This window comes from Empedobacter sp. ULE_I140 (genome assembly GCF_053482575.1).
Window position 1 is genome coordinate 810,907 of record NZ_JBQMTX010000001.1, and the last position, 25,105, is coordinate 836,011.

Genomic DNA, 25,105 nt, shown 5'->3' on the forward strand with positions numbered 1-25,105 from the left:
TATGAAAACAATTATTCAGAAAGATTTTTATCGAAACTTTGGATATTGGACAAATTCTCCTTTATTGAAAGGTTTTATGAGTCCAGGTTTTCGTTTTATTTATTGTTTAAGAAAAGCTCAACAATATTCTGCTAAACATCCTTTAGGTTTAGTTTATCGTTTGTTGTTGCGTCGTTATTCGATTAAATATGGTTATCAAATTTCTGCAAGAACAGAAATTGGATCAGGGTTAAATTTAGGGCATTGGGGAACCGTTGTCGTTAATCCAAAATGTAAAATAGGGAAAAATTGTAATATTGCGCATGGTGTTACGTTAGGTCAGACAAATAGAGGGAAATCGAAAGGGTTTCCAATTTTGAAAGACGATGTTTGGGTTGGTACAAATGCCGTAATTGTTGGTGGAATTACAATTGGAAATAACGTGTTGATTGCGCCAAACAGTTATGTAACGCAAGATGTGCCAGACAATTCGATTGTGACAGGAAATCCAATGCAAATTATTTCGAACGAAAAAGCTACGGAAGGTTATATTAATAATAGAATTGAATAAATTTTTTTTTGAAAACAATACTTTTCATATTACCAGACCTTAATCAAGGTGGTGCGGAGCGAGTAATTACAACGCTTTGCAATGAATTGGATCGAACGAAATTCTGTCCAAAATTGGTGTTGTTTAAAAAAGAAGGTTATTATTTAAATCATTTGAAAGATGATGTTGAAATTATTGAATTAAACGTTTCTCGAATTCGTTATTCGATTTTCAAAATTATTCCGTTGATTAAAAAGTTAAAACCAGAAATTGTTTTTACAGGTTGGGGGGAAATTTCAGCTTTTTTATCACTAATCATTTCTTTGTTTCCTAGAACGAAGTTTATTACAAGAGAAACAAATGTAGTTTCTGAACATGTAAAACGTAAAGAAATTTTATTCTTTTATCGATTTTATAATAATTTTCATCAAATTATTGCGCAAAGTGACGATATGAAAAATGATTTGATTGAGAATTTTAGAATTTCGGAATATAAAATTATAAAAATTAATAATCCAGTTGATTTTGATTTAATTAATCGATTAAAAATAGAAAGTATTACTATCGATTTTGACACGAGCTATAAAAATATTGTGGCAATAGGAAATCTTTCACCACGAAAAGGTTTTGATCTTTTATTAAATGTGATGAATGAATTGAAAGGAGAAAATATACATTTAACGATTCTTGGAGATGGAGCTTTTAAAGATAAACTAGCTCAACAAAAAGATGAATTGAGTTTGAATAATGTAACGTTTAAAGGAAAAGTTTCAAATCCATTTGTTTACCTAAAAAATGCAGATTTGTTTGTACTTTCTTCTCGTTACGAAGGTTTTCCGAATGTTTTGCTGGAAGCTGGAGCTTGTGGAACTTATAGTTTGGCAAATAATTGTCCAGGAGGAATCAATGAAATTGTGCAAGAAGGTATTAATGCTGAAGTTTTTCCAATTTCAGATTCAAAAGGTTTTGCAGAAAAAATTAAAGAAGTTTTGCAAGAGAATCATTCAGAAGAACAAATTATTGAAAGTATTCATTCTCGATTTAGTAAAGAAAAAATAATTCAACAATACGAATCAATTTTTGATAAAATATAATGTCAATTCAGCCTAAAATATCCGTCATTGTACCAGTTTATAACACCGGAAAATATCTTTCGAAATGTTTAAATTCGATATTGAATCAAACGTTGAAAGAAATTGAAGTGATTGTTGTAAATGATGGTTCTAAGGATGATTCTCAAGAAATTATTGATGAATTTGTTTCTAAGGATTCGCGCTTAGTTTCTATTCAGAAAGAAAATGGAGGATTAAGTGATGCGAGAAATGCTGGTATTGATAAAGCGAAAGGAGAATTCATTGCTTTTGTTGATTCTGATGATTACATTGATTTAGCGATGTTGGAGAAAATGTATGAATTGGCGGAAAGAGATGAATCTGAAATTGTTTTGTGTGATTTGGTAAAAGTTAATGAAAATGGTAAAGAATTTCGTGATTTACCGCAATCGCCTCAATTGCCAGAAAAAATAATTTTAGTAGAAGATTTTACCATTTTTGGTGAAATGAGTTGCTTTGCATGTAATAAAATCTTTAAAAAAGCGTTGTTCGAGAATCATCGATTTAGAAGAGGAATTCATTTTGAGGATATAGAATTGATTCCGAAATTAGTTTTAGATTCGAGTATTATTTCTAAAATAAATGAACCTTTTTATAAGTATTTTGAACGACAAAACTCTATAAGCAAAACACATACAGAAAAAGGTTTGGATATGTTTGTAGCTGTAAATGAGGTGACAAATTATTTTTATCAGAGTAAATACAATACATTTGCAACTGAGCTAAAGCGTTTTCAAATCATACAAGGTTATTATTCGTATTTAGCTTATTTGGCTTATGTGAAAGATAAAAATTTGAAGCGTAAAATGTTAAATGTTTTGAATGACTTTTTAAAGGCGAATAACTTAACAAAAAAGGAACTTAAAAACTATATACGTTTCGATAGAAATTATTTAAATTCATTACCATTGAAAAAAAGAATTTTTTACCATTTAGCCATGATTTATCCTCAACTATTACTTAAATTTTAATCGGTAGTGAGTTTTATTTATTTATTCATATTTGCATTTCTACTTGTTGCATCTTTTTTAGAATTCTCTAATAAAAAGATTAGTACACAATTATATGTATTAATTGTTGTGATAATGTGTTTAACTGCTGGATTAGGGTATGCTTTGAGTCCTGATTGGGTGGCTTATTTTAATACATTTAACTTATTAGCAAGTACTAGTTGGTCAGAATTTGATCGATTTGCTGAAATGGCGAGTATGGAAAAAGGTTATTTAGGATTAAACAAAATTCTAGTTGATTACGGTTTTGATTTTGGAATGCTTACGTTAACTGTTGCAACTACATCCTTGATTTTAAAATCTTCGACATTTTATAAGTATGGAGGATTTCCTTTTTTAGTGCTATTTATATACGCAATGCCAAACTTCATGTTCGAAGAGCACGTTCATATTAGACAAGGATTGGCAAATGCAATTGCACTATATTCCATTCGATATGTAATTGATCGTAATTTAATCAAGTTTTTAATTTGTATTACAATAGGATTTCAATTTCATGAGTCGATTATTGTATTCATTTTAGCATATTGGATTGCTCCAATGAAGTTTGATGAAAAATTTATAGGTTGGTTAGTTGTTTTTTCTATCATAGGCTTCTATACAGGATTAAATTCTATTATTGAGGTTATTATGCAATATATGCCAATTGGGCAAGATAAGTTTGAGGATTATCAAAGTCAATTATATGACCAAGGAGATGGTGTAGCAGTAGGTGATTTCGTTAAGATTATTTCAATTCTTTCAATTATTATTTATAACAAATATGCTGTAGAAGATAAATTATATTGTTATTTCCGTAATCTTTTTGTTTTTGGAGTTTTATTATACTTTTTTTTAGGAAAAGGAATTTTTGGTGTTAGATTACCTGGATTTTATTTAGTTTTCTTAGGGCTTACAGTTGGTAGATTAGTATATGTATTTAATGGGGATAAATTTAAGAGAAATTTTATTTATGTAAGTTTTGTATCTTATACTGTGTTATTGATTTTTTGGTTTCAAGTTAAACAAGCACATAAATCGAATTTTGGTAATTATAGAACAATTTTTAATAAAGAAGCTGTTTATGGGCTATGGAAATGGAAATAGTATCAATTATAACACCATGCTATAATTCAGAAAAATATATAGCTGACACTTACAATTCTATCAAATCCCAAACTTATACAAATTGGGAATGGATTATTGTAGATGATTGTTCAACAGATAAATCAGTTGAGATAATTCAATCTTTTAATGATGAACGAATAAAATTAGTTATTCAATCTAAAAATCAAGGAGCTGCCTATGCTAGAAATTTAGCATTGAATAAAGCACAAGGTAGATTTATAACATTTCTAGATAGTGACGATTTATGGTTGCCTAATTTTTTAGAAACTACAATTAATTATTTAATAGAGAATAATGAAGAGTTAGTTTATTCAAGTTATAAGCGTGTTGATGAAAATTTAAAGCCATTGTTAGCAGATTTTATTGCTGTAGATAAAGTAGATCGAAATCGAATTTTATACAATTGTCCTATTCCGATGTTAACATCTGTATATGATTCAAAACGAATTGGAAAAATACCAGTTCCAGATGTAGAACTTCGAGAAGATCATGCAATGTGGATAGATTTGTTAGGTAAAATAAAATATGCAAGAGCTATCAATGAATCTTTAGCTATTTATAGAATTCGAAACAACTCAGTTTCTCGAAATAAATTACGAATTGCAAAAAAACAATATAATGTTTATAGATATTATTTAAAAATGAATTTTTTTAAATCGTCTTATTACACTTTTTTTTGGGCTATTAATGGATTAAAAAAATATGGAAAATTTTAAATTATTAGAATATTTATATACGCTAAACATTTCTCCTTTATATATTAACATAATGGGAGCCTATTTTTTTGCATTAATCATTACATTGATCTCAATTCCGAAAATTATACGAATATCATATAAAAAACAATTGATGGATGTGCCTGGAGAGAGAAGTTCTCATGAAAATAAAGTACCAACTTTAGGAGGTGTCGCTTTGTTTTTTGGAATTGTTGTGTCTACTTCAATATTTGCAACCGAATTAGGTGTTAACTATTCTTTCTTTTTATCCGCAATTACAATATTATTTTTTATTGGATTAATGGATGATTTATTAGTCGTAGCTCCAGATAAAAAATTATATGGTCAGATAATAAGTACCATTTTAATTATTTTTGGTTCTGGTATAATGATTAAGTCATTTTCAGGATTATTTGGTATCTACGAGATTCCTTATTTTGTTGGAGTTATATTAACCATTTTTGTATTTATAGTACTAATAAATGCATTCAATTTAATTGACGGAATTGATGGTTTAGCTTCAGGAATTGGTATAGTAATTAGTTTGTGTTTTGTTTATATATTCTACAGAATATTTGATTACGGAATAGGAATATTAGCTGTTAGTACATTAGCTGTTTTACTAGGTTTTGGAAGATATAATTTGTCCAAAAAGTTTAAAATATTTATGGGAGACACAGGTTCTATGGTGATAGGATTTATCTTAACTTTTATGGCAATTCGCTTTTTATACATTAGTGAAACCTCTAGTTTAGGTTTAAAAACAGGACCTGTTTTATTACTTTTTATTTTTGTTATTCCAATCGTAGACACTTTATCGGTTTTTACAATCCGAATTCTTAGAAAAAGAAGTCCATTTTCGGCAGACAAAAACCATCTCCATCACCAATTCTTAAAATTAGGGTTTACTCATATTCAAACTTCAATAATATTAGTACTTATTAACATTTTTTTTATATTCATTGGGTATTATTTTAGAAATATTGAAATTAATAAACTATTTTTGATTTTTATTGTTTTATCAATTAGTTTTGTTGTCTCTCTACGATATGCTGTAGTATTAAAAAAGAATAAAAAAATATCATTATAAAAATGCTTAACTTAAAATCAACTTTAACCAAAACTTTCATTTTGTTGATAATCATGAATTTGTTTTCATGTATATCTTTAAAAGATGTTCAACTAATTCAACCAGATCCTAATTTAAAATTAGATGCAAATGGTAAGATTTCTTTTGAAAAACCTGAATATCATATTCAAAAAAATGATCAAATTTTAATTAATATTTCTTCTGCTGCAGGAGCTTCTATGGGAATTCTTAGTGATTTTATTACTTCAGGTAATAATACTCAAGGAGGAAATGGTGTGTATGTAAGACAAGACGGAGCAATTGAGTTACCTCGTATTGGAAAAATAAAATTAGAAGGTCTTACTATTGAACAAGCTCGTAAGAAAATCCAAGAAGAATTCTATAAAATCTACGATGAAAAAGGAACTTTCATAGATGTTAATTTAGCAGGAATAGAATATACTATCGTAGGTGAAGCAGGTCAAGGTGTATTTAGAGCACCTAAAAAAAATGTGACGTTGTTAGATGCTTTTGCCCAATCTGGAACGAATAATATCTATGCTGATTTGAAAAATGTTCGAATTATTAGAACAGATTTAGATGGAACAAAGCAGGTTTATGTCGATTTAACAAAAGAATCTATTATGAATTCTGAGTATTATTGGATTCAGAATAATGATATTATTGTTGTTAATCCTCGTAAAGAAAAAGTATGGGGTGTAGGACTAAATCCTCTTACTGTTGTTACTACTGTAATGGGAGCAATTGCAACAATTTTAGGAGTTTATTTATTCTTTGATAAAATATAATAATGGCAGATACAACAATTAATCAAAAAGTTAAGAAAAAACAATCTGACTTTATTGATGTAGAAAGGCTTATCCCAAGATTATTGAATGCTTGGCCATTATATATAATTTCGATGCTAATCGCGTTGGCGGTAGCATATTATCTTAATAATTGGAGGCTGAACAAAATTTATACAGCAAATACAACATTTAAAATTAAAGATAATAGTTCTGCCAATAATTCATTAGCCTCTAACTCTATTAATTTTATTTGGGGAGGAAATGCAAATAAAATTGATGGGTTATCGTATACATTAACTTCTCGTATTCATAATGAGAAAGTTGTAAAAAGAGCAGAATCTTATATTTTCTATACAGAAGAAGGACGTTTAAAAAAATCTAATATATATAAATTAGATGCTCCTTTTCATGTTCATATTGATACATTACATCAACAAGTTGCATATGTTGATGTAAAAGTAAAACCTAAAGATCATAACTCTTTTTATTTTGAAGTCGAGAACAAAAATGGTTCTTTATATCAATTTACTAAAGATAGTATTATAAAGTCTGACGAGTTGAATTTACCTAAAATTGGTTATTATAATCAATGGATGGTAGGTAAAAATTATAAAATCATGTTGACTCGTTCAAATGTACCATTTTCTGAGAGCTCAATATCATTTAAATTAGTCACAATCAAAGATGCAACAGGAAGAGCTGTACAGAATTTTAATGTCACAAATCCATCTAAAATTTCAAGTATAATAGCTGTTTCAAAAAATGCTGAAAGTTTGAATGAAGCAGTTGATATTTTAAACAATTCAATTCAAGTTTTAATAGAAAATGAATTAGCAGAAAGAAATTTATCAGCCTACCAAACACGTAAATATTTACAAGAACGAATTGCAGCAGTAAAGCTTAAGCTAGATAGCGCAACAAACAATTTGCAAGAGTTACAGAAGAAAACAGGAGTTTATAATTTCGATACAAAAAAAGGTGAGCTTTTAGGGAAGCTTACTGAATTAGATAAAGAACGCGTAACTGTAGAAGAGAAAATCAATGCATTACATCGTTTAATGCCTAAAAAATCGAGTAGTGTTGATAATTTAATCGCTCTTAATATTGCCGGTCTTGATGTGTCTTATTACATGACGAATGTAGATCAATTAGAAGGTCTTGAGAATCAGCGCGAGCAAATGTTAAAAGTTTATAAAGAGAACACTGATGAGATTAGAGAAATTGATCGTCGATTAGCTAAAACAAGAAATAATATTTCGAATGTAGTTAATGCACATTTACAAAAGTTGAATACAGATCTATCCATGATTAACGCGAAATTGGCGGAATCTGAATTCAAAGCGAAAGATTTACCTTATGAAGAAATTGAATTCGTGGAAGCAAATCGCGGATTTGAATTAAACAGTACATTATATTCAACTTTAATTAATCAATTAAATACAACTGATTTATCTTTAGCATCTATCGTATCTGATATCACGATTATTGATCCAGCTAAAAATCAAGGTCAAGGTTCTATTTATCCAAATCCGCAGCGTAATTATTTAATAGCTTTGGGAATTGGTTTATTGATTCCTTTGATTTATGTTGTGATTAAAGAATTATTAGACTTCAAAGTTCGTGTTTTAAAAGATATTACAAGTCGTACACATATTCCAATTATTGGTTTAGTTGGTCCTTTAGGAGATAATTCGCCTTTAGTTGTAATCAACAATCCAAAATCAGGAATTTCTGAATCGTTTAGATCAATTCGTTCTAATCTGAAATATTTATACAAGAATCCAGGACTTGAAGATCATAACAAAACGATTTTAGTGACATCATTTATTGGAGGTGAAGGTAAAACTTTCAATGCGATGAATATTGCGAGTTCACTTGGTTCTATGGATAAGAAAACGGTTCTGATTGGATTAGATTTACGTAAACCAAAAATCTTTGATGATTTTAACATTAATAATAAAACAGGAGTTACAGACTATGTTGCGGGTGATTTAGAGTTAAATCAAATTACACAACGTACAATTTTACCAAATTTAGATATTATTACAGCAGGTCCAATCCCTCCAAATCCTTCAGAATTGATTTTGAGTAATCGAATGGATCAATTATTTGCTGAGTTGAAAGAGAAATATGAATTCGTAATTATAGATTCACCGCCAATAGGATTAGTAACAGATTCGTACGATTTGATGCGTTACGCAGATTGTACATTGTATGTAACACGTTACAACTATTCTGAGAAAAACTTTATCAATGCAATTTCGAATAAATACGATGAAGGTGAAGTTTCGAATGTCGGAATTATATTCAACGATTTCCAAATTAAAACTGGCTACGGTTACGGATATGGTTACGGATATGGTTACAGCTACGGTTACGGATATGGCTATGGTTATGGATATTTTGCTGGAGATGAGAATTTTGATAATTCATCGTTTGGAAAAATAAAACGTTTAGCTTCTCGAATTAAAAGTAAATTCTTTTAATTGAAATGATCTTAAAGAACATATTTGATTATATACTTGCATTAATCCTACTAATTTTTTTAGTGGGATTAATTGTTTTGTTAATTATCATAAGTTCTATCGATACCAATCAATTTGGCGTTTTTACACAAAAAAGAGTTGGGAAGGATGGAAGGTATTTCAATATTTATAAAATCAGAACGATAAAAGGTATTTCAAAATCAACAATAACAACTGATCAACATCAAATTACCAAAATTGGAAAGATTCTTCGAGATTATAAATTGGATGAATTACTTCAATTGTTCAATATTCTAAAAGGAGAAATGAGTTTTGTTGGTCCTCGTCCTGATGTCGCTGGTTATGCGGATAAATTGATTGGAGAGGATAGATTGATGTTGAAAGTTAAACCTGGAATTACTGGTCCTGCTCAATTAAAATATCGTAAAGAAGAAGAAATTTTATCCAATGTAAATGATCCAATCAAATATAATGATGAAATTCTTTGGCCAGATAAAGTCAAGATTAATGTAGAATATGTAAAGAATTGGAGTTTACGACAAGATTTGATTTACATGTTTCAAACAATATTCAAAAAATAAAAAGAGAATCCTAAATTGGATTCTCTTCTATTTTTAAAAATATTTTCGTTTTTCTAAACTTGAATAACACCTAAATTAAATTGTTTTTCAATCGGAGCATGATTTGCAGCTTCAATTCCCATCGAAATCCATTTACGCGTATCCAAAGGATCAATAATTCCATCTGTCCACAAACGGGCCGCAGCATAATAAGGACTTGTTTCATCATTGTATTTTGCTGTAATTTCGTTCAAAAGTTCTTTTTTTTTCACTTCATCAACTTCTACACCTTGCGCTTTCAAAGTCGCTTCTTTTATTTGTAACAAAACTTTCGCAGCCTGTTCACCTCCCATAACTGCCAATTGAGCCGAAGGCCAAGCCGCAATTAATCTAGGATCATATGCTTTCCCGCACATAGCATAGTTTCCTGCACCATAAGAATTACCAACTATAATCGTGAATTTTGGAACAACAGAATTAGAAACTGCATTCACCATTTTTGCTCCATCTTTGATAATACCACCATGTTCAGATTTAGATCCAACCATAAATCCTGTTACATCTTGTAAGAAAACTAACGGAATTTTCTTTTGGTTACAATTCGCAATAAAACGAGTTGCTTTATCTGCAGAATCTGAATAAATCACGCCACCAAACTGCATTCCGTCTTTTTTAGACTTCACAATTTTACGTTGATTAGCCACAATTCCAACCGCCCAACCATCAATTCGCGCATACGTACAGATGATTGATTTTCCATAATCAGGTTTATATTCGTCCAATTCCGAGTTATCAACAAGTCTGTTAATAATCTCATACATATCGTATTGTTCCGCGCGAGATTCAGGTAAAATACCATAAATTTCATTCTCATCTAAAGCAGGTTTTGCTGCTTCAATTCGATTAAATCCAGCTTTTTCATAATCACCAATTTTACCAACGATAGACTTTATTCTATCCAAAGCATCTTTATCATCTTTTGCCTTATAATCAGTCACGCCAGAGATTTCGCAATGTGTTGTTGCTCCTCCTAAAGTTTCGTTGTCAATATCTTCTCCAATAGCTGCTTTTACCAAATAACTTCCAGCCAAGAAAATAGAACCTGTTTTGTCTACAATCATCGCTTCGTCACTCATAATTGGTAAATATGCTCCACCAGCAACGCAACTTCCCATCACAGCAGAAATTTGAGTAATTCCCATTGATGACATAATTGCATTATTGCGGAAAATTCGACCAAACATTTCTTTATCAGGAAAAATCTCATCTTGCATTGGTAAATAAACACCTGCGCTGTCCACCAAATAAATAATTGGTAATTTATTTTCCATAGCAATTTCTTGCGCACGCAAATTCTTTTTACCTGTAATTGGGAACCAAGCACCAGCTTTTACAGTTGCATCATTTGCAACAACAATACATTGTTTTCCAGAAATGTAACCAATTTTTACAACAACACCTCCCGAAGGACATCCGCCGTGTTCTTTGTACATTTCATCTCCTGTTAAAGCACCAATCTCTATGTTCGGTTTTTTTTCGTCCAAAAGATAATCAATACGTTCCCTTGCAGACATTTTTCCTTTGCTATGCAACGCATCAATTCTTTTTTGACCTCCGCCAAGGTAAACTTGTTTCAGTTTTTGGCGTAGTTTAGAAAGTAATAATTTGTTATGATCCTCTCTTTTATTAAAAGTTAAATCCATTGTGGTTTTCTGTTTGTTTACAGCCCTAAACTAATGAATTTTATCGAATTCTTAAAATGAAATTTAAACTTGAGAATCAGCGAATACAAAGTTCTTGCAATGCGTTTGGATTTGAGGAAAAAATGATAGAAAATCAGTTTCGAGATTAGTATAATTTTTTTCAAATTCTGGAATGATTTGATGCAAATTATTCTCAAATTTTGCTCGACTTCCGATTCCTTTTAATGTTTTTTGAACGCCTTCTAAGGTCGAATAATTTTCGAACCAATCATATTTCAACAAATAAAAAATGGTTTCTTGTAGTTTTTTTGGAAACGAATTGTATTCATCCTTAAATAATTGATAACAATCTGATTTGAATTTTTCGAAAGGAGTTTCAGAAAAATTATTCCAATATTTTATCAAAAAATAATCATAAATCACATCAATAATAATTGGTGCAAATTTGTGTTGAGTCTCGTGAAAATAACTTGAACTTTGTTTGACAGTTTCGTGAGAATCTGTAAATGTATCAATCGAACGATGCAATAAAATCCCTTTCTGAATATCTTCTGGAAAATCTAAATATTGTTTTCCCTTTACAGTTTCACCAAGCAAATTCCCGATTTGAAGCGATTGATTTCCGAAAGATAAATATTGATGTGCGACAAAGTTCATAAGGCTTATTTAGTTTCATAAAGTTAAGTTTTTTTGTACAAACCTGTGTTATATTACTGTGAAGAAAAAAGCCATCTAAAAAGATGGCTTAAGAATTATATTTTATTCGTTGTTTCCAGAAATTTGATTGATTTTTTCTTCTAAAATCGGATAATATTCAATCATCGATTCTTTTAAATTTCGATCCAAACTTAATGCATTTTGCAACGCTTCATTTCCTAATTGATCTTGCTCTGTAATATAATAGACATTACTCAATTGATAGAAAAATTCGGCACGATTAAAATTCTTTAAAGCGCCTGTTAATAAGACTGCAATCGCTTCCTCGTATTCGCCAACAGCAATTAAAGTTTCGACGTAAGCAAACCAAGTATGGAAAACTAAAGGCTTTAATTGAACCAATTTCGAAAGGTTTTTTATAGCTTCTTCAAACTTCATTTGTTTCAGAAAATAGTAAGTTGAATCTGTATAATATTCGTAACTATCGCCATTCAATTCTATTGCACGCTGAATGTAATATTCGGCTTCCTCTATATTTCCTAATTTGTTGTAAAGCGAAGCTGTTTTTGCCCAAACTTTATCCAATTGCGGATCTTCTTTTATCGCAATATGATAAGCTTTCAATGCTTTTTGTGGTTTCTCTAACTTTTCGTACAATTCACCAATTTTCATATGCGTAACAGCGGGCGAATCATCAAATTCTAATGTTTCTTCTAGCGTTTCTATTGCTTTATTATATTCTCCTAATTCTTCCAATGAAAGCGCTTTGTTAGCATGACCAACAATAGAGTTAGGATTAATCGCGAGCACGTAATCCAATGCATTTATAGCTTCGTCATACATTTTTTTGTGATTGTACAACAGACCAAGTTGCAACCAAGAAACTTCCGAATATGGATTATCGTCAATAAAATCTTTTAAAAATTCGATGCATTCATCAGGATTATGAATTTCTTCGTAGCATTGAATAATAGAGTAGAAAGTATAATCGTTTTCTGGATTGAATTTCAATGCTTTTTTGAAAGCAATTAACGCAGAATGAACTTCATCTAAATTCAAATATTCATTTCCGATACAATTGCAAATAAAATCAGTTTCTTCTTCGTCTATTTGCAAAGCTTCTTCATAAAAATTTATCGCTTTTCGAGGCATATTTTTCAATCCCCAAAAACGTGCTTGTACAAGAAGGTAATCTAATTCGTTTGCAGCTAAATCTTTTAAATCTTTGATGAGTTTTGCAGCTTTTTTTAAATCCTCAGTTGTAAGAAAATATTCGATTCTCTTGATTTTGATATCTATATTCTCGGGATGCATTTTTTCTGCAAAATCCAACGAACGTTTTGCATATTCGCTATCATTTACTTCAAGATAGAACTCAATAATTTCGACCAAATCCTCCGAATCGTAATACTTATATTCACGATTATCAAGCATTTGCTCAAAACCTTCAATTAGCTCGTTATTAAAAAAATCTTCGTCCATAGTGATAGACTAATTTACAAAATAAAATGTGCAAAAATCATAACGAATTGTTAGAGTTTTGCACATTTGTTAAACAATTAAAATAGATTGTTTTAGATGATATTTTTTATGCTTTCGATCATTTTATCAGCTAATTTATTTGCATTTTCTTCTGAGGTACTTTCAGTATAAATACGAATAATTGGCTCTGTGTTTGATTTTCTTAAATGAACCCATTCTGTAGGGAAATCAATTTTAACTCCATCAACCGTATTGATTTCTTCGTTTTTGTAAACTTCTTGAATTTTCACTAACAATTCGTCAACATTGATTTCTGGTGTTAATTCTATTTTCTTTTTCGCCATAAAATAAGCAGGATAAGAAGCTCTAATTTCAGAAACTGATTTATCTTGTTCAGCTAAATATGTCAAGAATAAAGCAATTCCTACTAAAGAATCGCGTCCGTAGTGCAATTCTGGATAAATAATGCCACCGTTTCCTTCTCCACCAATTTTAGCGTCAACGTTTTTCATTTCAACTACAACATTCACTTCTCCAACTGCTGATGGTGAATATTTTTGACCGTATTTTTCAGAAATATCACGTAAGGCACGAGAAGATGATAAGTTAGAAACTGTTGCTGAAGGCGTTTTTGATAATACATAATCTGCGACTGCAACTAATGTGTATTCTTCTCCAAACATTTCACCTTTTTCGTCGATAATTGCTAAACGGTCAACATCTGGATCTACCACAATTCCGAAATCAGCTTGTTCGTCGATTACTTTTTTACAGATGTCACCTAAATGTTCTTTTAAAGGCTCTGGATTATGTGGGAAATGACCGTTTGGCTCGCAATACATATCGTAATGAATCACACCTAAACGTTGTAACAACTTAGGAATTGCAATTCCTCCAGTTGAATTTACAGCATCAATCGCAACTTTGAAATTTTTCTCTTGAATCGCTTTTGCATTCACTAATGGCAAAGCCAAAATTTTCTCGATATGTAAATCAATTGCATCATCAAAAGTTTCATAAGAACCTAAATCATCAACTTTAGCAAATGTATAATCATCTTTATCTGCGAAAGCTAAAATTTGCGCACCATCTGTTGCAGAAACAAATTCTCCTTTTGCATTCAATAATTTCAACGCATTCCATTCTTTTGGATTGTGAGAAGCAGTTAAAATAATTCCTCCATCTGCATGTAAATGTGTCACCATAACTTCTACAGTTGGAGTAGTAGATAAACCTAAATCGACAACATTAATTCCTAATCCTTGTAAAGTTGAACAAACTAATTGAGAAACCATTTGTCCAGAAATACGAGCGTCACGACCTACAATTACTTTATATTCTGATTGATTTGATTGATTCTTAAGCCAAGTTCCGTAAGCAGCTGCGAATTTTACAGCGTCTATAGGAGTTAAATTATCTCCCGGTTTTCCTCCGATTGTTCCACGAAAACCTGAAATAGATTTGATTAGAGACATAAATTTTATTTTATAGTGTTACAAATTTACAATTTATAAAAACTTTTCTTATCTTTTTGGAACGATTTTAGTTAAGATTTACTTAACAATTTTTAAAACCATAAAAAATAGTATTAATTATGATGACAACTTCATTTGTTATGTTAGGTATTACCGGAGTTTGGAGCTTTTTGGTATACTTAGTGTTCGGTTTAATTTGTGCTGGAATTGCTAAAGCAATAATGCCAGGTAAAGATCCGGGAGGATTTTGGGTAACTGCACTTATAGGTATTGTTGGTGCATATTTAGGAGCTTATATGCGTACAATTTTAGGAATTTCTCATGATGGAGAAGTGAGTTTTTTCAGTCCGTTGGATTGGATTTTTTCAATTTTAGGATCATTAATTTTATTATTTATCTGGAAAAAATTATTAGCACCAATGTTTAATAAATAATTCATTACAATTATAAAAAAAATCCTTTATCAGTCTCTGATAAAGGATTTTTTTTATTCATATTATTTATAAAGGAAGAATTGCTTTTTCGTATTTCTGATTAATCATAATTGCAGAAGCTTCGTAAAAAGCAATAAATCCGCAGATGATTCCTGTCCAACCAGCAAAATGTAAAATACTTTGACTTCCTGTAAAGTTACCTGCTGCTAATAACAAGAATAATAAGGTTAACGAACCAAATAATAATTTTCCGACCAAATTACCTTTTAATGTTTGTAAAAAGTTGATTAATGTAAATAATCCCCACATTCCTAAATAACATCCCATTGCATTTCCGTCCGGTTTTTCTACGCCAAACATCGGTGCTAACCATATAAATACAAGTGTTAACCAAAAAGCACCATAAGACATGAATGCAATACTACCAAAGTTGTTTCCTTTTTTCCATTCCATAACGCCAGCCACAAATTGTGCTCCACCTCCAAAGAAAACACCCATTCCCATAATCATACTATTAACAGGGAAAAAACCTGCATTGTGTATGTTTAATAAAACAGTTGTCATTGCAAAACCAAATAATCCTAAAGGTCCAGGATTTGCTGTTTGGTCTTTAATTGAGTAAATATTATTCATGTTATTTATTATTTTAAGACAATAATAATCTGAAAATAATAAATAAAAAAGAATTTATTCATAAAAAGTGTATAACGTACACTATAAAAGTATTTTTAAGTGAATAAAATATTGGTATGTAACAAATTGAATACTTAAATTTTTTATTGTCTTAAATGAATAAAAAATCCGTTAATTATTATTAACGGATTTTTGAATTTGAAATATAATGTGATTATTTCTTTTTGTTCTTTTGTTGTTGCTCTTGCATTTCTTGAGCTTGTTTCATCATTTCTTGCATTTTCGAAGCAAACTTACCTGTCTTTTTAGGTTTCGTTTTATTTGTTTCGATGATTTGATGAATCTTCGCTTCGTGAATCATATATTTCTTAATATATAACACGATGAAAATATTAATCGCATTGGATACTAAATAATACCAAGATAGACCTGAAGCGTAATTGTTAAGGAATACAAAGAAGAAAACTGGCATTACATACATCATGTATTTCATGAATTGCATGTTTGGCATTCCTTCTTGTTGTGGCATTTGGAAGTTATCCATAGATCCAGAAACTTTAAAATAAATCATCATTGCAACAATATATAATAAAGCGAATACACTTAAGTGACCATTAAGGAATGGAATCCATTCTGGTAATTTGATTAAATCGTCGAATGCTGTTAAATCGTCTACGAACCAGAAAGGAACACCTCTCAAGTCGATTAAGTTCGGGAAGAAACGGAATAACGCATAGAAAATAGGAATTTGTAATAATGCTGGTAAACATCCTGCTAATGGATTGATTCCTGCATTACGATAAATTGCCATTGTTTCTTGTTGTTTCTTCATTGCATCTTTTGGATCCTTGTATTTTTCGTTGATTTCATTCAACTCTGGACGAACAACTTTCATCAATGCAGATTGACGGTATTGTTTGTACATAATTGGAGATAAAATCAATTTTACAACGATTGTCATCAAGAAGATTACCCATCCGTAAGTGATTCCTACAGAAGCTAACCATTTGAAAACGTTCAAGAAGAAATATTTATTCAACCAACCAAATAATCCCCAACCAAAGTCAATTAAGTTTTGGAATCCTTTGTCGTTGTAATCTTTCAACATTTTATAATCCAATGGAATAAAATCCCATGTGAATTTAGAATTGATTTCACTATTTTTTAACTCTAATTTAGAGTTTAAGTGATAGTGTTTACTATAAGTTAAATCCTCTTTATCAGAGTTTTTAGAACCACCTTTTGTTGTTTTAAACCCTTCATCATTTGATAAAACTGTTGCGAAGAATTGTTGTTTGTTGGCTACCCAAGAAATAGCTTCCTCTTCTTCCCATTCGTCAGAACCAAATAATTCGTATTCGATGTCTTTGTTTCCTTTGAACTGAAAATAAGTATGTGACCAATATTTTTCTTGATCTTTCCCTTTCTCAGTACTGAAACCGTCCATTGTCCAGGCTAAATCTACATTTTTCTCAGAAGTGATGTTAGATAAACCTTGCGTTTTAACTTCGAAATCGATACCATAAGAATCTCCTAATGTATAGATGTATTGAATTTGACTATTTTGAGCATTGGCTGTAAACGTCACAATTGTATTGTTCGCATTTTTCTGTACTTGAGGTACAAATACTAAATCCGAAACATTAAGAACAGCTCCTTGTTTTGTTTTGAATGATAAATTGAACTTACTTGATCCATCTTTTATCAAATGTAAAGGATCTTTGTGTCCATCTTTTTTGTCATTGTAAGCTGTATATCCAACGATTTGTACGTCAGAAATTTGAGCTCCTTTTGGCGAAAAAGTAACTTTTAATTTATCATTACTAACTTCAACATCTTTTGCTAATGTAGGATCTACAGTTTGAAAAGCTTGTGTTGTAGCTGTTTTATTTAATTGTTCCTGTTTTTTTGCTTGCTCTTGCTTTTGAACTAATTCTTTTTTCTGTGCTTCGACCTCCGCTTCCGAAGGTTTGTTTAGAAAATAGAATACGCCAAAAAGAATTGCAATTAAAATAAAACCAATCGTTTGGTTAAAATCAAATTTTTTCTCTTGTTGCATTTAATAAATCATTTTGTTTATTCAATAAAGAAGCTTCGATAAAACTTATAAATAAAGGATGTGGCGAAGCAACTGTACTTTTATATTCCGGGTGGAATTGTACACCTATATAATATGGGTGTTGATTATGTTCTAAAATTTCTACTAATTCTGTTTCAGGATTTTTACCAACTGGAATAAAATTGTTTTCAACAAATTCATCATAAAAATCATTGTTGAATTCATATCTATGACGATGACGTTCTAAGATTTCGGTTGTGTTGTAAATTTTCTCAATTTTTGAATTAGGAGTTAATTCACATTTCCAATTTCCTAAACGCATTGTTCCTCCTTTGTCCGAAACATCTTTTTGATCTTCCATCAAACTGATAACTGGATAAGGCGTTGTTAAATCCATTTCTGCTGAATCTGCTTTTTCGTAACCTAAAACGTTACGCGCAAATTCAATTGCCATAATTTGCATTCCCAAACAAATTCCTAATGTTGGAATATTATTTCTTCGTGCATAATTTGCAGCAATTATTTTACCTAAAATACCACGATCTCCAAAACCTGGCGCAATCAAAATTCCCGAAACTCCTTTTAATTGCTCTCCAACATTGTCTTCTGTAATATCGCCAGAATATACCCAACGAACTTTTACATTCGTTTCGCAAGTTGCAGCAGCATGTGTAAATGCTTCTGTAATTGATTTATAAGAATCGTGTAACGAAACGTATTTACCAACTAAAGCAATTTCTATTTCGTTTTTAGGATTTTTATGATTTGATAAGAATTTGTTCCAAACCGTAAAATCTGGTTCTTGATCAGTTGGCAAATCTAAGCCTTTTAAAACAACTTCGTCAAAATTTTGTTCATGTAATAAGAATGGAACCTCATAAATTGTGTCTGCATCCATACTTTCAATCACGTTTTCTTTGCGAACATTACAGAATAAAGCCAATTTAGCTTTTACATCTTTTGGTAAATGACGCTCTGTACGTGTAACTAAAACATTAGCATGAATACCATTTTCCATTAATGTACGAACAGAATGTTGAGTAGGTTTTGTTTTTAATTCACCCGCAGCAGCTAAATAAGGGACTAATGTTAAGTGAATAACAGAAGAATTATGTTCTCCTAATTCCCAAGTTAACTGACGGATAGATTCGATATAAGGTAAAGATTCAATATCTCCAACCGTACCTCCAATTTCAGTAATGATGATATCATAATCACCTGTATTACCTAATAATTTGATACGGCGTTTTATTTCGTTTGTGATATGAGGAACAACTTGAACTGTTTTTCCTAAATAATCTCCACGACGTTCTTTTTCTATAACTGTTTGATAAATACGACCTGTAGTAACTGAGTTAGCACGAGACGTTGCACGGTTCAAGAAACGCTCATAATGTCCTAAATCTAAATCGGTCTCTGCACCGTCTTCCGTAACGTAACATTCTCCATGCTCGTAAGGATTAAGTGTTCCTGGGTCTACATTTATATAGGGATCCAATTTCTGAATTGTTACTCTATATCCTCTTGCTTCTAGTAGCATTCCTAATGATGATGCTACGATTCCTTTTCCTAACGACGATGTTACTCCTCCGGTAACGAAAATGTACTTTGGTGCTTTGTTTGTTTCCATTGAATCTTTAAATCAATGGTTGCAAATTTACGAATAAATAATGGGGTAAAAAAAAGTGGGAGTGAAATTTAGAGAAATAAAAATAGGCAAGCGATCTACATCACACCGCTACGACCGTATACCTTTGCTACGTTCCCGTCCTGGAGGATTCAACAGGAGCTGGTTGTGTAGGACTTGCCTGATGCAAAGGTAAGAAAGTTTTGCAAAAATAAAAGTGTTTATTGAAAAAACTTTCTTGTTACTTAGGTCTTATTGAATTAATAGATTGATTTACAAATAAAAATTAGAACTAAAAAAGTAATTGAAATTGTAAAAAGTAACCGAAGAAAAGAATTGATGAAGATAAATTCCTTTTTAAATCATACAATTTAATAGAGAAAGAATTACGAGATATAATTATCTTTGCAGAATGATTAGTTTTAATAAAATTTTTAAAAACTCTTTGGTGCTTACGGCAATTACATTAGCATTGTTTTTCGCACTTTACTTTTATTTTTCGTTGAACGGAACAGTTTCTGTAAAAGATTATTACACTTACAGCTTCATGATTTGCTGTTTTATTGTATTACCTTTATATGCATTATATTGTTTCTTAACAATTTTCAATTTATCGAAAAATAAAGCAAAAAATCATCAAACTTCAGAAGAATTAATGACCTTTAAAGAAGGTTTTAAAGTTGGTTTCTACACAATTTTCTTCGCCGGAATCATGAGTTTGATTGTTATTTTTGTATTCTTCAATACTTATGGAGAATGGGCACAAGATAGTTTGAAACAAGGATTGTTAGATACTTTTACGTCTAATATGTCTGATCCAAAAGTCGCAAAAGATATCGAAACATTCAGAAATTCGGATGATTATAAAACACTTAATTTATTTACTGTGAAAAACTTCTTCGGATTATTCTCAATTTTCTTATCTTTCTACATCGCAATTGCAGCGATGTTTTCACAATTCTTAAAAAAACGTGTTTTTTAACATATGGATATTTCAGTTGTTGTTCCTTTATTGAACGAACAAGATTCCTTAGAGGAATTATTCTACAGAATCAAAAAAGTCTGTGAACAGAATGATTTTACATTCGAAGTTATTTTCGTTGATGACGGAAGTACAGATGATTCGTGGCAAATTATCGAATATATTGCCAACTTCAATACAGAAGTGAAAGGAATTAAATTCCGTAAAAATTATGGTAAGTCTCCTGCACTTAGTGCGGCTTTTAAAGAAGTGAAAGGGGATGTTGTGATTACTATGGATGCAGATTTACAAGATTTTCCTGAGGAAATTCCGTCGTTATACAAAATGCTGAAAAATCAAAAAGCAGATATTGTTTCGGGGTGGAAAGAAAATCGTCAAGATAATAAGTTGACAAAAAATCTTCCTTCGAAATTATTCAATGGTGTAGCACGTAAAACCTCTGGTGTAAAATTGCACGATTTTAACTGTGGTTTGAAAGCTTATCGTTGGGAAGTAACGCAAAATATTGAACTGTATGGTGATATGCACCGTTATATTCCTGTTTTAGCTAAAAATGCTGGATATTCGAGAATTATTGAGAAAAAGGTAAAGCATCAAGCACGAAAATATGGTGTTTCAAAATTTGGAGCAAATCGTTTTGTAAATGGTTTCTTGGATTTGATTACACTTTTCTTTGCGTCAAGGTTTGGGAATAAACCAATGCATATTTTCGGTTTATTGGGAACATTGATGTTTATTTTAGGGTTTTTCGCTTCATTTTATTTAGGAATCGAGAAATTATATAAAGTTTATATTTCACATACACCAGCCAGATTAATCACAGATAGTCCTTATTTTTATATTTCGTTAGTTTTTATGATTTTAGGAACGCAATTATTTTTGGCGGGATTTTTGGGCGAGTTAATTGTTCGTAATAATCGCGAAAAACAATTGTATTTAGTTCAAAAAGAATTGAATTTAAACTAATTAAATAACCAACTGCTATGAAGAAAATATTTTTATTAGGATTTTTAGGTTTAGTTGCAACTTCGTGTTCATCATCAATTGATGGAGAAGGTGCTGCAACGGCTCAAAAAGAATATACAGCTGATAATATCAAAGATTTGAGAGTTTCGTGTAATTGTAATGTTATTTTAGTTCCGGGGAATAAATCTGGAGTTAAAGTAGAATCGCATCAAAATATTATTGACAATTTAGAAGTTGAAGCAAAAAATAATGCGGTTACAATCAAAGAAAAATCAAATGTAGACCATTATAGCGCCTACGATTTGTACGTTTATGTGACACGAGATTTAGAAAAGATTGATGTAAATAAACAAACTTCTTTGACTACTTCTGGAACATTGAATGTCGATAAATTGACAATGAATGCGAAGGATCAAGCAAGAATTAATCAAACTTTTTTGATTACAAACAACTTTGATTTAAAAGCGGAAGATCAATCTAATATTATGCTAGAAGGAACTGCTGGAACTATGAAAGTGAAAGCTTATGGTGAAGCACAATTGAATTTGTTCAAATACGAGGTCAATGAAGCTAATTTTACGACTGATGATAACGCTTTATTAGACATCAATGCACGCCAAACCTTATATGGTTCTGCAAAAGGAAACTCAATTGTAAATTTTATGGGCGATCCTAATAAGGATACAAAAATTGCCGACCGCGCCCAAGTATTAAAAAAATAAAAGATAAGAATGACTTCAAGTTTAGATAATGCTAAATTATGGCTTTCTGACGCTTATGATGCGGAAACAAGAAAAGCTGTTCAAGATTTAATTGATAACAATCCAACCGAATTAGACGATTCTTTTTATAAAAACCTTGAGTTTGGAACAGGAGGAATGCGTGGTATAATGGGTGTAGGTACAAATCGTTTAAACAAATATACACTTGGTGCAGCGACGCAAGGTTTAGCAAATTATATCAATCAACAATTTCTGAATAAAGAGAAAAAAGTTGCGATTGCGTACGATGTTCGTCACAATTCGGATACGTTTGCAAAAATGGTTGCAGATGTTTTAACTGCGAATGGAATCAACGTTTATTTGTTCGAATCTTTTCGTCCAACGCCGGAATTGTCTTTTACAGTTCGTTATTTAGGTTGTGATGCTGGAATTGTGTTGACAGCTTCCCACAATCCTCCGATTTACAATGGTTATAAGGTTTATTGGAATGATGGAGCGCAAATTGTTCCGCCACAAGATGGAGAAATTATTAATGAAGTAAATAATGTAAAAGTAGAAGAAATCAAATTTCAAGGTAACGATGCATTGTTAACGTATATTGGAAAAGAAATTGATGAAGCTTTTATTAAGGCATGTGTAGCGAACGGAAGTTTTACGCAAGAAGGTAAAAAAGACATCAAAATAGTTTTTACTTCTATTCACGGAACTTCAGTTGCAATTACGCCAAAAGCTTTTGAAAAAGCTGGTTTTACTCAAGTTCATCAAGTTGCTGAACAAGCAATTCCAAGTGGAGATTTCCCAACAGTAAAATCGCCAAATCCAGAAGAACCAGAAGCGTTGACTATGGCTGTTGCTTTAGCGAATGAAATTGGAGCTGATGTTGTGATTGGAACTGATCCTGATGCGGATCGTGTAGGTGTTGCAACGCGTAATAATGAAGGCGAAATTGTTTTATTAAATGGTAACCAAATGAACACTGTTTTGGCTTACTATTTATTAGAAAAATGGCAAGAAGCAGGTAAATTAATTGGAAAAGAATTTATCGGATCGACAATCGTAACGTCTGATATTTTCTATGATATTGCTGCGAAATTTAATGTAGATTGTAAAGTTGGATTAACAGGTTTCAAATGGATTGCTGATATGATTCGTAAATTCGAAGGCAAAGAAAGTTTTGTTGGAGGAGGAGAAGAATCGTTCGGATTTATGGTCGGAGATTTTATCCGCGATAAAGATTCTGTTACAACAGCTTTATTAGTTTCTGAAATTGCTGCTGTACAAAAAGCAAACGGAAGTTCATTGTACAATAAATTAATGGAAATCTATCTTGAAATCGGAAAAGCATATCAAGAAGATTTAATTAGTATTGTAAAACCAGGAAAAGAAGGTGCGGAGTTAATTGCTAAAATGATGGTGGAATTTAGATCAAATCCTCCAAAAGAATTAGCAGGTTCTAAAGTTGTTCGTGTAAAAGATTTTCAATCTTCTATCGACAAAGATTTAATTTCTGGTGAAGAAAAAGCGATTGAAATACCAAAGTCAAATGTATTGATTTTCTATACTGAGGATGGAAGTAAAGTTGCTTGTCGACCTTCTGGAACAGAACCAAAGATTAAATATTATTTCTCTGTAAATGCTCCACTTTCTAACAAAGAAGATTATCCAGCTGTTCAACAAGCGTTGTTAGCGAAAATCGATTTGTTGAAAGAAGATTTTAGCAAATAATTATTCAAGAATAAATATTAAAATAAATAGAAAATGGCTGTCAAAATTGACAGCCATTTTTTTATATGATTAAATTTTAATGTTAGAAAAACATTGAAAATAGATAATAAAAACCTGTTGCAATAAATGCAGAAACTGGAATTGTCAAAATCCAAGCCCATAATAAACTAATTGTAACTCCCCAACGAACGGCAGAAACTCTTTTTACCATTCCAACACCAATAATAGATCCTGTGATCACGTGAGTTGTAGAAACTGGCATTTTGATATGTTCAGTAAAAAATAATGTAATAGCTGAAGCTGTTTGAGCAGTGAAACCTTCGATAGGAGTAATTTTTGTAATTTTATTTCCCATCGTTTTTAGGATTTTCATTCCGCCACCTAAAGTTCCTAAAGCAATTGCAGAGAAACACATAATCGGAACCCAATCGTGAATATCAGTACTACTTGTTGTGATGAACCAATGTTTCCAATTGAAAACATCATTCAAAATCCAATCATTCATATCCGTATTAACAATTGCAGTTTGATTAGCAAGTAAAGCAAACGTGATCACTCCCATTACTTTTTGAGAATCATTCAAACCATGACCAATACTCAACATCGCAGAAGAAACTAATTGCAATTTCTTGAACCAAGCATCTGCTTTATGTGGTTTTGCATTTCGACAAAGATTCAGCGTGATGATGTAAATAACATTACCAGCGACTAAACCAATAATTGGAGCGACCAAAATAAAAGCGATAATCGTTAAGATAATTGTACTATTAATCGCAGAAAAATCATAACCTGTCGCAGCTAATGCACCTCCAGCTAATCCTCCAATCAATGTGTGAGATGAGGAAGAAGGGATTCCTAATTTCCAAGTTAAAATATTCCAAGTAATAGCGGCAGAAAGTGCTGCCATAACAACTAAAGATGGATTAGAGCCAAATGCGACAACAACATCTTCTTTGATAATTTTAGCGATTGTGTCTGCAACTCCGAATTCTCCAATGATAAATTTGGCAATGAAAAAAGCAACAAAATTGAAAAATGCAGCCCAAATAACAGCCTGAATTGGAGTTAAAACCTTTGTAGTAACAACGGTTGCAATAGAGTTTGCGGCATCGTGAAAACCATTTAAGAAATCAAATAAAATGGCTAAACCGATAATGATAAATAATACAGTTAATTGCATGGCGCAAATTTAAAACTTTCTTAAACTTATCATTTATCAATTTCGAAAATTATTTCAAAAAT

22 protein-coding genes and 1 other RNA gene are annotated in these 25,105 nt (G+C 31.0%); 14 read left to right on the plus strand and 9 right to left on the minus strand.

Annotated features, from left to right (window positions below; translation table 11 throughout):
• The first annotated feature begins 1 nt into the window (after window position 1).
• From ACTS9J_RS03840 to ACTS9J_RS03880, 9 genes are read left to right on the plus strand one after another with little or no spacing between them, the layout of a single operon-like run.
• The gene (locus ACTS9J_RS03840; protein ID WP_286474923.1) at window positions 2–550 is read left to right on the plus strand and encodes a serine O-acetyltransferase; all 549 of its coding nucleotides are present in this window, start codon (window positions 2–4) and stop codon (window positions 548–550) included.
• Window positions 551–558: 8 nt separating this feature from the next.
• A complete protein-coding gene (locus ACTS9J_RS03845) occupies window positions 559–1,623 on the plus strand; it encodes a glycosyltransferase (protein WP_286474921.1) in 1,065 nt (354 codons plus the stop codon).
• Complete coding sequence (locus tag ACTS9J_RS03850) at window positions 1,623–2,612, plus strand: glycosyltransferase family 2 protein (protein WP_448352894.1); 990 nt, start codon at window positions 1,623–1,625, stop codon at window positions 2,610–2,612. The genes ACTS9J_RS03845 and ACTS9J_RS03850 overlap by 1 nt, the downstream gene beginning before the upstream one ends.
• A gap of 6 nt (window positions 2,613–2,618) precedes the next feature.
• Window positions 2,619–3,737, plus strand: coding sequence for an EpsG family protein (locus ACTS9J_RS03855; RefSeq protein ID WP_448352895.1), 1,119 nt, complete (start codon window positions 2,619–2,621; stop codon window positions 3,735–3,737).
• Entirely contained in the window at window positions 3,728–4,474 is a 747-nt protein-coding gene (locus ACTS9J_RS03860; protein WP_448352896.1) for a glycosyltransferase family 2 protein, read from the plus strand. Before ACTS9J_RS03855 ends, ACTS9J_RS03860 begins: the two co-directional genes overlap by 10 nt.
• A complete protein-coding gene (locus ACTS9J_RS03865; RefSeq protein WP_448352897.1) occupies window positions 4,461–5,564 on the plus strand; it encodes a glycosyltransferase family 4 protein in 1,104 nt (367 codons plus the stop codon). The genes ACTS9J_RS03860 and ACTS9J_RS03865 overlap by 14 nt, the downstream gene beginning before the upstream one ends.
• 2 nt (window positions 5,565–5,566) lie before the next feature.
• The gene (locus tag ACTS9J_RS03870; RefSeq protein ID WP_236688208.1) at window positions 5,567–6,352 is read left to right on the plus strand and encodes a polysaccharide biosynthesis/export family protein; all 786 of its coding nucleotides are present in this window, start codon (window positions 5,567–5,569) and stop codon (window positions 6,350–6,352) included.
• Window positions 6,353–6,354: 2 nt separating this feature from the next.
• Window positions 6,355–8,838: a polysaccharide biosynthesis tyrosine autokinase gene (locus ACTS9J_RS03875; protein ID WP_448352898.1), complete on the plus strand. Its 2,484-nt coding sequence runs from the start codon at window positions 6,355–6,357 to the stop codon at window positions 8,836–8,838.
• 5 nt (window positions 8,839–8,843) lie between these two features.
• The gene (locus tag ACTS9J_RS03880; RefSeq protein ID WP_448352899.1) at window positions 8,844–9,419 is read left to right on the plus strand and encodes a sugar transferase; all 576 of its coding nucleotides are present in this window, start codon (window positions 8,844–8,846) and stop codon (window positions 9,417–9,419) included.
• A 53-nt stretch (window positions 9,420–9,472) separates the two neighbouring features.
• Here the strand turns inward: ACTS9J_RS03880 and ACTS9J_RS03885 are convergent, their stop codons facing one another.
• From ACTS9J_RS03885 to glmM, 4 genes are all read right to left on the minus strand, one after another.
• Window positions 9,473–11,101 (minus strand): acyl-CoA carboxylase subunit beta, encoded by a 1,629-nt coding sequence (locus ACTS9J_RS03885; RefSeq protein WP_448352900.1) that lies wholly within the window; start codon window positions 11,099–11,101, stop codon window positions 9,473–9,475.
• Between the two features lie 63 nt (window positions 11,102–11,164).
• Window positions 11,165–11,758 carry an acyl carrier protein phosphodiesterase gene (locus ACTS9J_RS03890; protein ID WP_448352901.1) on the minus strand — a complete coding sequence of 198 codons (594 nt, stop codon included), beginning with the start codon at window positions 11,756–11,758 and terminating at the stop codon, window positions 11,165–11,167.
• Between the two features lie 102 nt (window positions 11,759–11,860).
• Complete coding sequence (locus ACTS9J_RS03895) at window positions 11,861–13,240, minus strand: tetratricopeptide repeat protein (RefSeq protein WP_448352902.1); 1,380 nt, start codon at window positions 13,238–13,240, stop codon at window positions 11,861–11,863.
• A gap of 92 nt (window positions 13,241–13,332) precedes the next feature.
• Complete coding sequence (gene glmM / locus ACTS9J_RS03900) at window positions 13,333–14,715, minus strand: phosphoglucosamine mutase (RefSeq protein WP_448352903.1); 1,383 nt, start codon at window positions 14,713–14,715, stop codon at window positions 13,333–13,335.
• A gap of 119 nt (window positions 14,716–14,834) precedes the next feature.
• Here glmM and ACTS9J_RS03905 point away from each other — a divergent pair, with 119 nt between their 5' ends.
• On the plus strand, window positions 14,835–15,149 hold the full coding sequence (locus ACTS9J_RS03905) for a GlsB/YeaQ/YmgE family stress response membrane protein (protein ID WP_313252636.1): 315 nt from the start codon (window positions 14,835–14,837) through the stop codon (window positions 15,147–15,149).
• A 66-nt stretch (window positions 15,150–15,215) separates the two neighbouring features.
• On the opposite strand, the gene ACTS9J_RS03910 is transcribed toward ACTS9J_RS03905, so the two are convergent.
• The 4 genes from ACTS9J_RS03910 to ffs all read right to left on the minus strand — a co-directional run bounded on the left by ACTS9J_RS03910 (window position 15,216) and on the right by ffs (window position 19,651).
• Complete coding sequence (locus ACTS9J_RS03910) at window positions 15,216–15,782, minus strand: acetate uptake transporter (RefSeq protein WP_286495352.1); 567 nt, start codon at window positions 15,780–15,782, stop codon at window positions 15,216–15,218.
• A gap of 214 nt (window positions 15,783–15,996) precedes the next feature.
• A complete protein-coding gene (gene yidC, locus ACTS9J_RS03915; protein WP_448352904.1) occupies window positions 15,997–17,841 on the minus strand; it encodes a membrane protein insertase YidC in 1,845 nt (614 codons plus the stop codon).
• Window positions 17,819–19,471 (minus strand): CTP synthase, encoded by a 1,653-nt coding sequence (locus ACTS9J_RS03920; RefSeq protein WP_221853939.1) that lies wholly within the window; start codon window positions 19,469–19,471, stop codon window positions 17,819–17,821. Before ACTS9J_RS03920 ends, yidC begins: the two co-directional genes overlap by 23 nt.
• Before the next feature lie 81 nt (window positions 19,472–19,552).
• Window positions 19,553–19,651: signal recognition particle sRNA small type (gene ffs, locus ACTS9J_RS03925), an RNA gene on the minus strand.
• 265 nt (window positions 19,652–19,916) lie between these two features.
• Here ffs and ACTS9J_RS03930 point away from each other — a divergent pair.
• From ACTS9J_RS03930 to ACTS9J_RS03945, 4 genes are read left to right on the plus strand one after another with little or no spacing between them, the layout of a single operon-like run.
• Window positions 19,917–20,450 carry a DUF4199 family protein gene (locus ACTS9J_RS03930; RefSeq protein ID WP_185655198.1) on the plus strand — a complete coding sequence of 178 codons (534 nt, stop codon included), beginning with the start codon at window positions 19,917–19,919 and terminating at the stop codon, window positions 20,448–20,450.
• 3 nt (window positions 20,451–20,453) lie between these two features.
• The gene (locus tag ACTS9J_RS03935; RefSeq protein WP_280049177.1) at window positions 20,454–21,416 is read left to right on the plus strand and encodes a glycosyltransferase family 2 protein; all 963 of its coding nucleotides are present in this window, start codon (window positions 20,454–20,456) and stop codon (window positions 21,414–21,416) included.
• A gap of 17 nt (window positions 21,417–21,433) precedes the next feature.
• On the plus strand, window positions 21,434–22,138 hold the full coding sequence (locus tag ACTS9J_RS03940; protein WP_448352905.1) for a GIN domain-containing protein: 705 nt from the start codon (window positions 21,434–21,436) through the stop codon (window positions 22,136–22,138).
• Window positions 22,139–22,147: 9 nt separating this feature from the next.
• Window positions 22,148–23,863 carry a phospho-sugar mutase gene (locus tag ACTS9J_RS03945; protein ID WP_448352906.1) on the plus strand — a complete coding sequence of 572 codons (1,716 nt, stop codon included), beginning with the start codon at window positions 22,148–22,150 and terminating at the stop codon, window positions 23,861–23,863.
• A gap of 82 nt (window positions 23,864–23,945) precedes the next feature.
• Here the strand turns inward: ACTS9J_RS03945 and ACTS9J_RS03950 are convergent, their stop codons facing one another.
• On the minus strand, window positions 23,946–25,043 hold the full coding sequence (locus tag ACTS9J_RS03950; protein ID WP_313252628.1) for an inorganic phosphate transporter: 1,098 nt from the start codon (window positions 25,041–25,043) through the stop codon (window positions 23,946–23,948).
• Between the last annotated feature and the right edge of the window lie 62 nt (window positions 25,044–25,105).